Source organism: Bacillus sp. URHA0034 (assembly GCF_056280405.1).
Map to the genome: position 1 here is coordinate 5,895,946 of NZ_JBWCDK010000002.1, position 13,932 is coordinate 5,909,877.

At 35.3% G+C, this 13,932-nt stretch carries 17 protein-coding genes and 3 pseudogenes; 8 read left to right on the plus strand and 12 right to left on the minus strand.

Annotation, left to right across the window (positions count from 1 at the left end; genetic code table 11):
• Positions 1–131: 131 nt before the first annotated feature.
• Positions 132–719, minus strand: a complete 588-nt coding sequence (locus ACZ9EE_RS30630; protein ID WP_476032370.1) for an SDR family oxidoreductase — start codon at positions 717–719, stop codon at positions 132–134.
• Positions 720–859: 140 nt separating this feature from the next.
• Positions 860–1,843 carry an aldo/keto reductase gene (locus ACZ9EE_RS30635; RefSeq protein WP_476032371.1) on the minus strand — a complete coding sequence of 328 codons (984 nt, stop codon included), beginning with the start codon at positions 1,841–1,843 and terminating at the stop codon, positions 860–862.
• 234 nt (positions 1,844–2,077) lie between these two features.
• Here ACZ9EE_RS30635 and ACZ9EE_RS30640 point away from each other — a divergent pair, with 234 nt between their 5' ends.
• Positions 2,078–2,644: a TetR/AcrR family transcriptional regulator gene (locus ACZ9EE_RS30640; RefSeq protein ID WP_476032372.1), complete on the plus strand. Its 567-nt coding sequence runs from the start codon at positions 2,078–2,080 to the stop codon at positions 2,642–2,644.
• Between the two features lie 72 nt (positions 2,645–2,716).
• Here the strand turns inward: ACZ9EE_RS30640 and ACZ9EE_RS30645 are convergent, their stop codons facing one another.
• The 3 genes from ACZ9EE_RS30645 to ACZ9EE_RS30655 form a co-directional block, all read right to left on the minus strand.
• On the minus strand, positions 2,717–3,721 hold the full coding sequence (locus ACZ9EE_RS30645; protein ID WP_476032373.1) for an aldo/keto reductase: 1,005 nt from the start codon (positions 3,719–3,721) through the stop codon (positions 2,717–2,719).
• Between the two features lie 207 nt (positions 3,722–3,928).
• Positions 3,929–4,909, minus strand: a complete 981-nt coding sequence (locus tag ACZ9EE_RS30650; protein ID WP_476032374.1) for an aldo/keto reductase — start codon at positions 4,907–4,909, stop codon at positions 3,929–3,931.
• 96 nt (positions 4,910–5,005) lie between these two features.
• Entirely contained in the window at positions 5,006–5,161 is a 156-nt protein-coding gene (locus ACZ9EE_RS30655; protein ID WP_476032375.1) for a hypothetical protein, read from the minus strand.
• A 240-nt stretch (positions 5,162–5,401) separates the two neighbouring features.
• Here ACZ9EE_RS30655 and ACZ9EE_RS30660 point away from each other — a divergent pair, with 240 nt between their 5' ends.
• Together ACZ9EE_RS30660 and ACZ9EE_RS30665 are read left to right on the plus strand one after the other, a co-directional pair.
• On the plus strand, positions 5,402–5,734 hold the full coding sequence (locus ACZ9EE_RS30660; RefSeq protein WP_476032376.1) for a TetR-like C-terminal domain-containing protein: 333 nt from the start codon (positions 5,402–5,404) through the stop codon (positions 5,732–5,734).
• A gap of 397 nt (positions 5,735–6,131) precedes the next feature.
• Positions 6,132–6,266, plus strand: coding sequence for a hypothetical protein (locus tag ACZ9EE_RS30665; RefSeq protein WP_476032378.1), 135 nt, complete (start codon positions 6,132–6,134; stop codon positions 6,264–6,266).
• 316 nt (positions 6,267–6,582) lie between these two features.
• Here the strand turns inward: ACZ9EE_RS30665 and ACZ9EE_RS30670 are convergent.
• The 3 genes and pseudogenes from ACZ9EE_RS30670 to ACZ9EE_RS30680 form a co-directional block, all read right to left on the minus strand.
• Positions 6,583–7,350, minus strand: a pseudogene (locus ACZ9EE_RS30670) (DODA-type extradiol aromatic ring-opening family dioxygenase).
• A 335-nt stretch (positions 7,351–7,685) separates the two neighbouring features.
• Positions 7,686–7,940, minus strand: a pseudogene (locus ACZ9EE_RS30675) (YmaF family protein); the annotation flags it as partial.
• A gap of 155 nt (positions 7,941–8,095) precedes the next feature.
• A complete protein-coding gene (locus ACZ9EE_RS30680; protein WP_476032379.1) occupies positions 8,096–8,455 on the minus strand; it encodes a c-type cytochrome in 360 nt (119 codons plus the stop codon).
• A gap of 171 nt (positions 8,456–8,626) precedes the next feature.
• Between ACZ9EE_RS30680 and ACZ9EE_RS30685 the strand changes: the two are divergent.
• The 3 genes and pseudogenes from ACZ9EE_RS30685 to lspA form a co-directional block, all read left to right on the plus strand.
• Positions 8,627–8,815, plus strand: a pseudogene (locus tag ACZ9EE_RS30685) (inorganic phosphate transporter); the annotation flags it as partial.
• 175 nt (positions 8,816–8,990) lie between these two features.
• The gene (locus ACZ9EE_RS30690; RefSeq protein ID WP_476032380.1) at positions 8,991–9,503 is read left to right on the plus strand and encodes a DoxX family protein; all 513 of its coding nucleotides are present in this window, start codon (positions 8,991–8,993) and stop codon (positions 9,501–9,503) included.
• Positions 9,504–9,807: 304 nt separating this feature from the next.
• Entirely contained in the window at positions 9,808–10,269 is a 462-nt protein-coding gene (lspA, locus tag ACZ9EE_RS30695; protein WP_476032381.1) for a signal peptidase II, read from the plus strand.
• 195 nt (positions 10,270–10,464) lie between these two features.
• Here lspA and ACZ9EE_RS30700 read toward each other — a convergent pair whose 3' ends face one another.
• The 4 genes from ACZ9EE_RS30700 to ACZ9EE_RS30715 all read right to left on the minus strand — a co-directional run bounded on the left by ACZ9EE_RS30700 (position 10,465) and on the right by ACZ9EE_RS30715 (position 12,897).
• The gene (locus ACZ9EE_RS30700) at positions 10,465–10,860 is read right to left on the minus strand and encodes a DUF1259 domain-containing protein (RefSeq protein WP_476032382.1); all 396 of its coding nucleotides are present in this window, start codon (positions 10,858–10,860) and stop codon (positions 10,465–10,467) included.
• A 248-nt stretch (positions 10,861–11,108) separates the two neighbouring features.
• Complete coding sequence (locus ACZ9EE_RS30705) at positions 11,109–11,447, minus strand: hypothetical protein (protein ID WP_476032383.1); 339 nt, start codon at positions 11,445–11,447, stop codon at positions 11,109–11,111.
• 160 nt (positions 11,448–11,607) lie between these two features.
• Positions 11,608–11,931, minus strand: coding sequence for a hypothetical protein (locus ACZ9EE_RS30710; protein WP_476032384.1), 324 nt, complete (start codon positions 11,929–11,931; stop codon positions 11,608–11,610).
• Between the two features lie 543 nt (positions 11,932–12,474).
• Positions 12,475–12,897, minus strand: coding sequence for a helix-turn-helix domain-containing protein (locus ACZ9EE_RS30715; RefSeq protein WP_476032385.1), 423 nt, complete (start codon positions 12,895–12,897; stop codon positions 12,475–12,477).
• 251 nt (positions 12,898–13,148) lie between these two features.
• Here ACZ9EE_RS30715 and ACZ9EE_RS30720 point away from each other — a divergent pair, with 251 nt between their 5' ends.
• Entirely contained in the window at positions 13,149–13,577 is a 429-nt protein-coding gene (locus ACZ9EE_RS30720) for a transposase (protein WP_476032386.1), read from the plus strand.
• 80 nt (positions 13,578–13,657) lie between these two features.
• Positions 13,658–13,921, plus strand: coding sequence for an IS3 family transposase (locus ACZ9EE_RS30725; RefSeq protein ID WP_476032387.1), 264 nt, complete (start codon positions 13,658–13,660; stop codon positions 13,919–13,921).
• Positions 13,922–13,932 lie beyond the last annotated feature (11 nt).

The window sequence follows — 13,932 nt, forward strand, 5'->3', positions numbered from 1 at the left end:
ACTATTCCCAGTCATTTTCAGGTACTGTTGGTACTGCAACCAAACATTAATCCTTAATCTTTAAACAACTTAGCATTGTGATTTTCGTTTATAATTAATCGTAGAGTGAGAAATAAGTGTCTTGACTATGCTTATTCAGGTTTATTTACACCCAAGCTGCTACGAACTTCCAATCCTGGTGTTACAGCCAATTTAACAATCAAATCTGCAATACTTTTTCGTGATACATCATGCCCTTTGAATGGTTCGCCTTTTTGAGTTGTCTCATAGTCAATTTCATCCGTATTGGTAAACCATCCAGGTCTCAAAATCGTATAGTCAAGGTCTGAGGCTTCAATGACCGCAGCTGATTTTCGATATGGATTTAAGATGCTACCATGACTTTCTCCTGGGACTTCATTATATATGCCCATAGAACTAACCCAAATGAGACGTTTAACATCTGTATCGCCCATTGCATCCACAATTGTTTTTGCCATTTGTTCCAGATTACCTGCAAGATTGGCATAGACAACATCCTGTCCAATCATCGCCTCTTTTAGTTTTTCAAGATCCATAACATCGCCCTCGATTACTCGAATACGATTTGAATCGATGTTTCTAAGTCTTCGTGAATTCCTCAAATAAAGCGTCAACTGTGCATCGGTTTCTTTAAGGAACATATCAATAGCTATACGAGCAAGTGACCCGTTTGCTCCAATGATTAAAACATTAGTCATGTATAAAACTTCCTTTCTTTTTAGTGTCCGTCCAACTAATATATTTTTGCTGGAGAATCCCTCAAGTAAAAATGAGGATTCCCCTTATTGATCTAGTGTCATTTTACTTATCTTATTTTTGCCTTCATAAACCGTATGAATTAGAAAGTCATACCTAGCACTGGATGTGGAACATATGGCTCTTCAAGCTTCGTAATTTCTTCAGGTGTTAATTTAAGAGAAACCGCTGCTACCGCATCTTCTATATGGGAAATTTCAGTCGTACCGACAATTGGAGCTGTTACTGGTTCCTTCTGAAGTAACCACGCAAGTGCGATTTGTGACATAGGTACACCACGTTTTTCAGCTATTTCAGTTAGACGTTCAACAACTTGTCGGTCAGCATCTGCTGTTACAGAATAAATAGCTTTTCCGATGACATCTACTTTAGAACGCTCGTCCATTTCACCCCAAGGCCTTGCCAATCTTCCTGCGGCCAACGGGCTCCATGGCATCACACCGATTTTATCTTCCTTACAAAGTGGCAGCATCTCTCTCTCCTCTTCACGGTATAAGAGGTTGTAATGGTTTTGCATGGTTACAAACTTGGTCCATCCGTTACGCTCAGCGACATTCTGTGCTTTTAAGAACTGCCAAGCAAATATAGTAGATGCTCCTATATACCTTGCCTTACCAGCTTTCACCACATCATGCAATGCTTCCATGGTCTCTTCAATCGGGGTATTGTAATCCCAGCGGTGGATTTGATAAAGATCTACATAATCAGTTTCCAGTCTTTTAAGTGTTTTATCAATTTCACTCATAATATGCTTTCGGGAAAGACCAGCACCATTTGGACGATCATTCACTGGGTAAAAAACCTTTGAAGTGATGACAATTTCATCCCGATTGGCATATTCTTTTAATATTTTTCCAGTAATTTCTTCGCTCGTTCCAGCTGAATAAACATTCGCTGTATCAAAAAAGTTGATCCCTAACTCAAGGGCTTTTTTAATCATAGGACGACTTTGCTCCTCATTAAGTGCCCAAGGAAAATCTCCCCGTTCTCCTATACCAAAGCTCATACAGCCAAGACAAATCCGAGATACATCCAAGCCCGTATTTCCAAGTTTCACATATTCCATTTAATTGTTCCTCCCTTTCCTATCCATGTAAAATTGAGTTAAGAACAGAAAATTGTTTCTTATTCCTCTATCATGATGCCATCAATAATTCTCATTGATGAATTATGTGACATCTGTATATAATTATAAACAGAAACAGAATGCCTACAATTGTCAATTAACCATGATTCGTGAAATAATGCACAAATCGATTAAAATTGTTCATAATCTTTTAGAAAGTTTGGTGACTACCTAATGTCTAAGGTGGATAGGAGAATACTCAAATCTCAAGAAGCGATAAAAAAAGCTGTTATTGAACTGATGTCTGAAAAAAATTTTGATCAGATTACCATACAAGAAATTTCCGACAGAGCAAATGTCAGTCGAAGAACCATCTACCTTCATTACCTGGATAAATTTGATTTGTTGGATAAACTTATTGAAGAACATATCAACGAACTAAAGGATTTGGCCGAATCAGCATCTGATATGGATTTTATCGATGGGAATCTGATATGGTTTGAATACTTTGAAAATCATTATTTATTTTTTTCAACAATGTTAGCCAGTAAAGGGGCCCCTTCTTTTCGTAGGCAGTTCCTTGAGTTTGTTATCGAAGGTTTAAAGGGAGAAGTAAATGTAACAGAAGGAAGAAATCACGGTATAAATGAAGATATAGTTCTTCGATTTATTGCAGGTGCTTATGTGGAATTAGTGGAATGGTGGTTTATGAATGGAAAGCCTTATACGCCCAAAATAATGGCGGAACAGGTGGGGATTTTAATAGAGAGAATTGATAGTTTAAAAAATCCAATAACATAAAAAACCCTAATCTCCTACTTTAGTTAGGAAATAAGGGTGTTTGCTTTTAAAAAAGCTATTATTGAAACAATATTACTTAGAACTTAACGCACCAACCACAGGATGTGGAACATAAGGCTCTTCCAAGTACGTAACTTCTTCAGTGGTTAACTTAACCGATAGAGCACCCACGGAATCTTCAAGGTGAGAAATTTTTGTAGCACCAATAATAGGAGCTGTGACTGGTTCTTTCTGCAATAACCAAGCAAGAGCAATTTGAGATCTTGCCACACCATGTTTTTCCGCCAATTCCGCAACTCGCTCTACAACAAGACGGTCGTTATTTTCAGTGGCACCATATTTAGATTTTTGAGTTTTATCTGTTTCGGAACGAAGAGTGTCTTCCGACCAATCACGAGTTAGTCTACCTGACGCAAGAGGACTATATGGGATCACGCCGATTTTTTCTTCCTTACATAACGGCAGCATCTCCCGTTCCTCCTCACGGTATATGAGGTTAAGGTGATTTTGCATGGAGACAAATCTAGTCCAACCATTTTTCTCAGCCACATGGTTCGCCTTTAAAAACTGCCATGCGTACATAGCAGAAGCACCTATGTATCTTACTTTACCAGCCTTTACTAAATCATGGAGGGCTTCAATCGTCTCTTCAATTGGTGTATTGTAATCCCAGCGATGAATCTGATACAGATCCACATAATCAGTCCCAAGACGTTTCAGACTCTTATCAATTTCTCTCATAATATGTTTTCGGGATAATCCTATACTGTTCGGACCTTTGCTGTTTAAGTCTTTGCCCAATGGAAAATAAACCTTAGTTGCAATGACAATTTCATCTCGATTTGCAAAATCTTTAAGGGCACGTCCGAGAAATTCTTCACTCGTTCCATCAGAGTAAGTGTTCGCAGTGTCAAAAAAATTGATACCTAACTCAAGAGCTTTTTTAATAACTGTACGACTGTTCTCTTCATCAATTACCCACGGATGCATCCAACGTTCCTTTTCTCCAAAACCCATACAGCCAAGGCAAAGTCTAGATACATCCAATCCTGTATTTCCAAGTTTCGTATATTCCACGTGAATAGTCCCCACTTTCCAATAGATATAACATATTTAATCTTTGATCTTAAGTATATAAATAAACGTTATTTTTACATATCAATCGATTGACATTATGATCATGTTTACATGTTCCAATCATTTCGCCAATTTTGAGGGATTTAAGTTTTCCAAGATTATCGCTTTAAAAAAAAATCTATTTTTTCAAACACTTTTACACCAGAATTAATTATGACCAACTATTGAATGAGGCACATACGGCTCTTCTAGAAAAGCAACTTCTTCAGGTGTTAACTTGAGTGATAGAGCACCTACCGCATCATCAAGTTGAGAAATTTTCGTAGCTCCGATAATAGGAGCTGTTATTTGTTCTTTTTGCAGCAACCATGCGAGTGCTACATGAATACGAGGCACACCATGTTTCTCTGCAATTGATGCAACTCGCTCAACGACTAATCGATCTAAATCCGCAGATGGTTCATATTTAGATTTTAGAATCTTGTCTGTTTCTGACCGATGAGTCTTTTCCGACCAATCACGTGTCAATCTTCCTGATGCGAGTGGACTATATGGAGTCACTCCTATTTTTTCTTCCTTACATAAAGGCAGCATCTCCCTTTCCTCTTCACGATATATGAGATTGAGATGATTTTGCATGGAGACAAATCGAGTCCACCCATTTTTTTCTGCTACATGTAAAGCCTTTTGGAACTGCCATGCGTACATAGCAGAAGCACCTATGTATCTTGCCTTTCCAGACTTCACCACATCATGTAATGCTTCCATTGTTTCTTCAATTGGGGTATTGTAATCCCAGCGGTGGATGATATAAAGATCTACATAGTCTGTTCCAAGTCTCTTAAGACTTTTATCAATTTCACTCAGGATGGCCTTTCGAGAAAGTCCAGAACCATTGGGGCCTTGATGCATACGCCCCCAAACCTTTGTAGCCAGCACAATTTCATCCCGATTGGCATAATCCTTTAATGCCCGTCCAACAATCTCTTCACTGGTTCCACCTGCATAAATATTTGCTGTATCAAAAAAATTAATACCATAATCAAGGGCTTTTTTAATAATAGGACGGCTGCTCTCCTCATTAAGTACCCATTGATGTCCTCCAGGCTGTACCTCACCAAAGCTCATACAGCCAAGGCAGAGTCTAGATATATCTAAACCCGTGTTTCCAAGTTTGGTATAATCCATTTGCAAGTCCTCACTTTCCAAATGTTTTTAATCTTCAATTATAAGTATAAAAATAAATGTGAGACTTACAATTGTTAAATGATCAAAATTTGTTAATTAATGAACAATTCCATTAAAATTGTTGATTTTTTTTTCAAAGGACAATTTATGAAATCTCCCCCCAAGTGGCTGAGCACTAATCCCTTCGCCAATCGCAAACTTCTCCGGATCTAAAATATAATTACTCCAAAACAATATAGAGAGAAACATCATTTTCTAGGAATACAAGATTGAAAACTTTTCCCTATCTACTGTTAAGTTTTACATATAAAAAATATGCAGTTTCTACTTAATAGAAACTGCATATCTTTTATATTAGTCAGAAGGTACAAATCCACCTAATACTTTTTCCTGTTCTTCTAGTGACATATTGAAAAATCTTACATTCATTACTTAGATAAATTTGATCTTTTGGATAAAATGATCGAGGAACATATTATCCATCTACGAAAAATGTTTGAATCATTATTAGAAACGGACATTATAACTGCTGGACAGGCATTTTTTGAATATTTTGAGAGCAATTATTTATTTTTTTCTACGATGATGGTTGGTGGAGGTGCGCCGCATTTTCGTGCTCAATACCTTGAATTATCCATTGAGTTGTTAAAAACTGAAGTCAATGTCGCCGAAGGGAAAAATAAGGGATTAAATAAAGAAATCATTCTTCGATTTGCTGCAGCAGCTTATGTTGAAATAGTGGAATGGTGGCTTAAGGAAGGAATGCCTCACCCTCCTCGTGTTATGGCCGAACAGTTGGGAGAATTAGTAGAGAGAATATTATAATTACTACAATAAAAAAACAGCCAGATAATAATTACGCTCATTAAGGAAAACAATATGAATTATCTAACTTTTTGCCGAGGACAGTGGAATTAGAGGGATATACTTCCCCAGTACCGCAACTACACAACCAAATAGTGACTGACTGCTCCACAACCCGCTGCACCTAAGCCAACCGTACATCCTAATGCAATAGATTGGAAATACCCTGGAAATACCCTGCAACCCTAGATAAATGTATTCATGTAGAGACTTCTGATTTCATTATCAAAATGTTTATTTATATAGGGGTTTTCAAAAGATAAGCAATATAGCCTAAGCATATTCTCGCTCTATATGGGAATGCTTAATTCAGATACAATCTTGGTTTTTGATTTATTAGTTTTAAGGAGTGTACCGTATGCAGGTGAAAAATAAAACCGTTCAGCAGCGTGATAAAGAATGCGAAACTAAATTTTGCCAAAAACGAATAAATATCGAAATGAACAAAGAAGAAGAACGAAAAGAAATTTTAGAAATGTTAAAACGAATATAAAATTTTCTTTAAAAAGTATATATAATAATTTAAAGAGGAAAAAGTAAATTTTATCTTAAACCAATAAAAGCATACATCAAAAGCCTGGTGGACATTAGGCTTTTTGTATGAAGAGATTTTCTAGTTTCACAAGGTCTTCCACTCGCTTATATTGTTTTTCACCTGGTTGATCTATTGGAAGAGATTTAATTATTGCTTCATCTTCAAAAAAATAGTACAGTTTCGTACCCTGCCTTAATTAAGTGGGATTGTAGAAACCCCCTTGTAGGAATATTCCAAGGGGGTTTGTCGAGTATATCTTGGTACTCAAAAAAATTTAAAATTCTATACATAAATTACTCATGGTACCAAATTCATAAGTTTGGTTTATCACCACTGGCTTCTTACTTTCGTCCGCGCTTCCCATTGCAATAAATAGAGGTACAAAGTGTTCTGGTCTAGGTACTGCTAATTGTACGTGCGGAGCTAATTCAAGATAATGGTCTAGGGAATCTAAATCTCTTCTTTGAACATGTTCAATGATCCAATTATCAAATTCTACTGCTTCCTTTTTTGGTTCAGTAGCATCAGGAAAAAACCATCGTAGATTGTGCACAGTTGTACCACTTCCAATAACCAAAATATCTTCTTTGCCAATCCCTTGTAATGCCTTTCCGATGTTATATTGTTCTTTAGGTGACAAGAAAGGATGAACAGATAATTGAATAACGGGTATGTCCGCTTATGGATACATATGGCTAAGTGCGACCCACGAGCCATGATCTAAACCTCTTTGTGCTTCTCTTCTCGTATTTATTCCTGCATTCTTAAACAGGTTTTCGAGAGTTTGAGCAACTTTAGTTGAACCCTTCGCTGGGTATTTAATTTGGTACATCTCCTCAGGAAAACCATAATAGTCATAAACAGTGTCAAGTGTAGCGTCTGTATAAGTTAAAGAAAGGGTTTCACTTTCCCAATGTGCACTAAAAATAGCAATCGCTTTTGGCATAAAGCGTTTACCCAGTTGAGATAAGAACTTAGAATAATCATTTTTTTCAATAGCTAAATATGGGGACCCATGCCCTATAAATAAAGACGGCATCATATTTCCATACTCCTCCTTTAAACATTATTTGATTCTTCCTTATATAGATTAGCGTCCATTAGTTCAATAATGTCAATTATCAAAGATAGGATAAGTTAACGAACTTTTTTTCGTTAACACTTTTCCTTACTACCTTAAAATATTTTTTATTAGCTTCTGATTATATGCTGCTCGAGTTATTGTTCCAAATTTATTAATCCATTATCAAAAGAAAACACATGAATTATTGTTTTACACATTAACACTCAAAACAAAAACAGAGTACTGCTGCACTCTGTTTAAAGGATAAATAGATATCACTTCTCTCTTTTACGGCTTCTTTTACTCTATTCTTAATAATGTACATGCATACCATTACCAACTGGTATTAATGGACCAGGATACGCATTATAATAATGATGGGTATAACCGTCTTCAAACATTACATAACCTGCTGTATAATGAATATGGTTTCCATTCTGAGTTTGGACTGGTGGAGACGTTACATCTAAACATTGATGAACATGCCCATCCGCTAACGAAGTGTAATCAACTGATCCATGAGTATGATGCGGTACAAAACCGTTTACAAAATCATCTGTACCTACCTTTAGTCAGTTGCACACTCCCCCACTAAAGTTGTTCCTAAATTATATTAAACCATATCTATTAAAATCTTGAATAAAATAAAATGTGATCTACTGCTTAATAAAGGCCCCGTTTGAAATAATCCTTCCTAAAATATTCTGTTTTACTTCAAAGTATGTTATTTCTGTTCCCATAAATATTGAACTACTGCATCATATTCTTCTTTCGTTAAGGAGCCAGGTGCTGACTGTGGCATATTCTGTGAAACAAATGATAAAAGATCATCCTTAGTTTTAAAATCTGAATGGATTTTCGTACCATTAATGTTTATTTGTCCCCCCGTAATGTCTCCTGAGCTGTGGCAAGTGATACAGCTTTTTTGAAAAATTTCACTTCCTGAAACAGGAGATGCCTTATCCACTCCATCTCCCTGCTCGGCTACTGGTGCATTTGCTTGATTTGCAGGTTCCTTATTATTGCATGCGGCCATTACAACTAACACTAATATGAACAAGGCAATTCCAAAAAATTTCTTCAAAGCGGCACCCCTATCGTAATAATGCTTATTCTTTTGTCCCTTTAACTCAAATTCCTCCTTTCTTTAGTACTTTTTCACTACTAATGATATTTAGTAGATGATGAGATTATGTTTTGAATGTGATTTGTATTTGGCAATTAAAAAATGCATGCAGTATGGTACTTTGAATGTCTAGATCTTCCAGTATCCACTACCCATGTAGCCTCTTGTTCCACTTTAGGTATAGGTTCTGCTAAGCGTTTTCGGGGTGTTAATTGGGGAGTAGCAAGAAGAATGATTGTTACTTGGGTCATCACATTACCTATATCTGCTGCTATTGCTGGCAGAGTCATATTGATAATTAAAATTTTCTCCTATTAAACAAATGGTGTATAAGTTGAGTCCTATGCGAAAATAACTTACTTACAAAATGAACATTTAACTAAAATTCAGAAATTATTTAGTGCGTTTTTCCTATTGATAATCATAATAAAATAATCGATAATGATAATCAATATCACTGATAATTATTATCAATTACTTAGGAGGTTCTACTATGTTTATTCAATTTTTAAAGGAAAATCGCTATGTATCGCTGCTACTAACTGTTTTTCGACTCTATCTTGGATGGCAGTGGATAAATGCTGGATGGGGAAAAATCTCTAGTGGAAAATTCGATGCAAGTGGCTTTCTTTATGGAGCTGTAAAAAACATGTATGGTGGACACCCTGCGGTTCAACCTTGGTGGGGTAATTTTATAAAAGATTTTGCAATACCATACGTAGATCTTTTTAATGTCATCGTTCCTTGGGGAGAATTTTTAGTAGGCCTTGGTTTAATTTTGGGAATCTTTACTTCATTTTCTATCCTAATGGGTATTACTATGAACTTTGCTTATATGTTATCTGGAACAACAAGTACCAATCCCCAAATGGTTTTACTAGGAATGTTTATTCTTGTGGCAGGAGTAAATGCTGGAAAAATTGGATTGGATCGCTGGTTCATACCAGTACTAAATAAATTGATATTTAAAAAAGGTGGCAATGAACAATTGTCCCAAAGTGCTTAGTGAAAATAGCCCTTCTCATAATCTGAGAGGGTTTTTTCTAATTTATGAGTAACCAAATGTTTAAATAGTAATAAACCAATTTCGTGACAGTTTCTCATATTAGTTCTCCTTTCAAAATTCACACTACATTATTTAGTGTAAAAATATATAAAAAACCTAGACACGGGATCTCTAGAAATTTATTATTAAATCGAAAAGCAAATAGTTTTTGACTTGCACTAATTAATCAATTACACTACACCTTGTAGTTATAAGATTTTTTTCGTGAAGTAAAACACCAATTTCAGGAAAGGAAGTCCTATTTTTGTACTATTTCTTTATTACTTTTGTTATATTGATCGATCAATTATCAAAATATTGGATTCGTACTCATTTAGAAGTCGGAAGTTCTTTTGAAGTCTGGAAAGGTGTTTTGAATTTTAGCCACATTGAAAATAGTGGAGCCGCATTTAGTTCTTTTCAAGGGTATGGACGATACTTTGTTCCTATTGCTTTTTTTATGGCTTTTATACTGATTAAATATCGTAATGATAATAAAAATAGGAGGTTTTTAATTAATTTAGGCACCGGCCTTATAATTGGAGGAGGAATCGGAAATGCGATTGATCGCATTTTATATAATCAGGTTACGGATTTTATAGCCTTTCATTCAAACCACGGTATCCTAAACTTCGCAGATTATTTCATTAATTACGGTATGATTATTTTATTAATTGATTTGATTTTTAACCATTTATTAAATAGAAGAGTTCATAAAAAAACTTAGCGGATTGTCCTTTATTGGACTTCCCGCCTTTTCTTTATTCACCTACATCTAATAATGCGATGTATATTTAGCATCAGTCTCCTAAGTAAAAAAGAATCTAAATAAAAATTTATGGAATTAAAATAAAATAGACCTTCAATAAGAAGGCCTAAATCTTATATTCAGTTAACGATATATAACCCAATATGTTATGGTTTAGAACAGACCGGCTTCTTTTGCAGCAGCAAAACTAGCTCTAGCAAACTCTTCCGGGGTCATACCAACATTCTCCCAGTGCATATACATTAACCGTGGTTTATCAAATAGCCAGTGGTTATGGAAAGCAGTAACCGTAAGTCCTCTTTTACGTAATGCAGTTAGCATTGGGTTAACTTCCTTTTGACGGAGTACAGATTCACCAAGGTTTAGGGTTCTTCCATTTACATTGTCTTCAAAAGAAAGCATAAATGGAAGTGCAAGAGGGGATTGGGTACGGCGTCCCAAAATGGTGGCGTTTATATCTTCTCGAAGGCGCATGATTACACATACAGGAGTCGCTTGAATTACTTCGCCCCCGATAATATCTGCAAGTCTTTGACAAGTTGATGACATATTTCTCCTACCTTTCATTAGTTTATCACTATAATTTATGAAAGATATGAAAGGCTTGTCTGGGTTAATTAAATGAAATTGTTTGAATACTGGAAAAGTTGTGCGCTAAGGATAATTTTGTATACAAAGTGAAAAAACAAGTGTATCCCTTTTAAGATAAATTGCCCTTTGAATTTCAAAAAAAGACCGCCGCAGCGATCACTTTTGTAACCTTGTACCCATTAGATTAATAAAAGAAAATTTATATTTTACCATTCTCTCCACTCTTCGGTGAGATCCTCCTCGGATTCTAAACCAGCTATCCTTGCCGCTGTATCGATAAACTCATAAAGGTCTTCTCTCTCCACCGTTTCAATGAAATAGTCGTATTCATCATTTAATTCATTTATGCTAATGCACACTTGTTTAACAGTTTTAATTATCTCGGCTTCAGAAGGATTTGCCCCTAGTTTCTTTAAATCATCAATGTAAGAGTCATGAACCTTATTTGTAGCAATGATATTTTCTTCAGTATAAAATTCGCCCTCTTCATCATTTTCAATCCATTGGATCGTAGGCTTGTTATTTTTCAATTCTTCAAAGTTCATATTATCCCTCCCGATATAATTTTTCTTGAATACTAGTAACTTCGCCTGTTTTCACTAAAAATCCTTCTTCAAGTAAACTGCCACGTTATCTCAATAAAACCAGTACCCAATATTGAAGCTGCATTTGATTTGTGAGCACTGTGATATAGTTCAAATTTAATTATCTTATAGCATCATTGTCATCAAGATGTTCAATTTGCTCTAATATCCAGGGATTATCTCCTATTTTTGAGTAACTTGAAAAATAAGTTTTCTTAACCTCAATCAAGTTCCAGACCATTGGTTCTTGGACCATTATTTTTATTTTCTTCTTTTCTGTAATCCTGTTAGGGTCATATGCTATTATCCAAGCTTCTTTATCATCCTTTGAATGTGCCTTTTTAACTACATACAAATCGGATGATGTTGATGTAAAAGGACCTCCACAAGCAGTCACAATCAATAGGAAAATAAAAGAAACTAATAACCAGGAGATCTTTTTCATTGTTCACCACCAATAAACAATCTTTGTGATCAAAATATTACAGTAAAATCCTTTCATTAATGATTTTGTAGGCTAAAAAAATGTATTCAATGCCCCGTTATTTTAGTACTAACAAGTTTGATCTCTATTCAATCAAATTGCTCCTTCTTTAAATAACTGACAGTTATTTTAAAAAGAAAAAACGATTGTATTTATTCAAGTAATGCCCCAGTTAGCACAATGGTTCACAATCTTTTTTATTTAGAGGGTTCCAACATAGCAGTATATTAGAGCAAAGATAAAAGTAAACGTTAAGACTGCTCCTAAAATATTTTGGTTATGAGTGCTTTTTCCATTCTTTAAGTTCCTCAAAAAAGTAGTAAAATTTAAAAACCATAAAACTCCTAATAACGGTACGACAAGTAAAAGCATAAATAACATAAATTAGTCCTCTCCTTCCCGTTTACAAAACCTTGTTCAACTCCCTCAGTTTAATACGATTTTCTCCCGAATGCTCGCTAACCTGCACCCTTAGTTCAACAAGTAAAAAGCAATGCAGTATTATCATTGACCCCTAATGCTTAAATTCTCCTTTAACTCTATGATTAATTTATGTATTTCAAAGATACTATCGTTATTCCAATTCTTATTCATGATTGCCATTACCAACTGAAGTAATAATTCCTTTCCTTCTTTATTTATGACTTCAGAATCACCAATAGAAAAATCATAACAATGTACCAACTGCTCAAAAGTTGGGTGACTTCCTGACAACAGAAAGTCCATTTTAACATCTAGAGCTTTAGCAATATCCTGTAGAATGAATACACTCGGATCTTTTCTCTGACCCAACTCGATTTTACCTAGATAACTAGCATAGATGTTGCTTTCTTTAGCTAACATTCGTAAGCTAGCACCCTTTCCCTCTCGTAATCTCTTGACTATACTCCCTAATTCATCCCTTCTCGCAATTGTGTTTTTTATCACTTTTATATGCTCCTTTTGTCTAAGATTATCTCAATTTGAATATTAGACATTAATTTTAAAAATTCCCATCATTATTTTTTAAAGTGTTGAACATTTTAAGACTTTTTAACTAAAAAGACCTATCTAATTGGATTGAACTATAACCCGAATAATGGACACTTAAAAAAAAGTCCATTATTCGGGTTTTTTGTGTCCCCCGGACTAAAACCCGTCTATAATCATTTAGAGGATATAACCGGAGGAAAGTTAAGATGAGTAAAATTATATTTAATGAGATACAGATTAAGTTATTAGAGAGTAATCCCAATGTGGATCATGTGTCAGATCGTTCCATTTCATTTACCCCCGACTTTAAAATCAGAGCTGTAAAGGAGAATTTTAATGGAAAAGGCCCTGTACTGATCTTTATTGAGCATGGGTTTGACCTTCAAGTGATTGGTTCAGAAGAACCTAATCAATGCTTAAAGCGATGGAGGAAAACTTTTAATCAGTTCGGAGAAGTGGGATTCCTTACGGAGCGCAGAGGAAAAGGCAGTACTGGCAGACCCTCTTCCAAGCAGCTTACAGTTGAGGAAAGCCTAAAGAAGGCTGAGGCACGGATTAAGTATTTAGAAGCGGAACTAGAATTCTTAAAAAAGTTAGACGAACTCGAAAGGCAGGGATCGAAGAAGAAAAAGTAACGAAAACAGAGAAGTTTATGCTTATCCAAAAGATTATCACAAAGTGTGGAAATACTAGGATGGTAAAATACCTCTGTACGATGGCAGGAGTTAGCCGGAGTGGATATTACGCATGGATTAAAGCTGAAAATCGAAGGAATTTAAGACAAGAAAATGATTGGAAAGATTATGAGTTAATCAAAAGAATCTTTGATGAAAAGAAGGCAAAAGCAGGTGCTCTTGTTATCAAGATGATTTTGGAGAACGATTACTATGTCGTAATGAACCATAAAAAAATTCGAAGGATTATGAGGAAATTTACTATGCTCCATAATAAAGCCTCATGTTTCTTAGGCTTTCTATAATCCTTCAACTT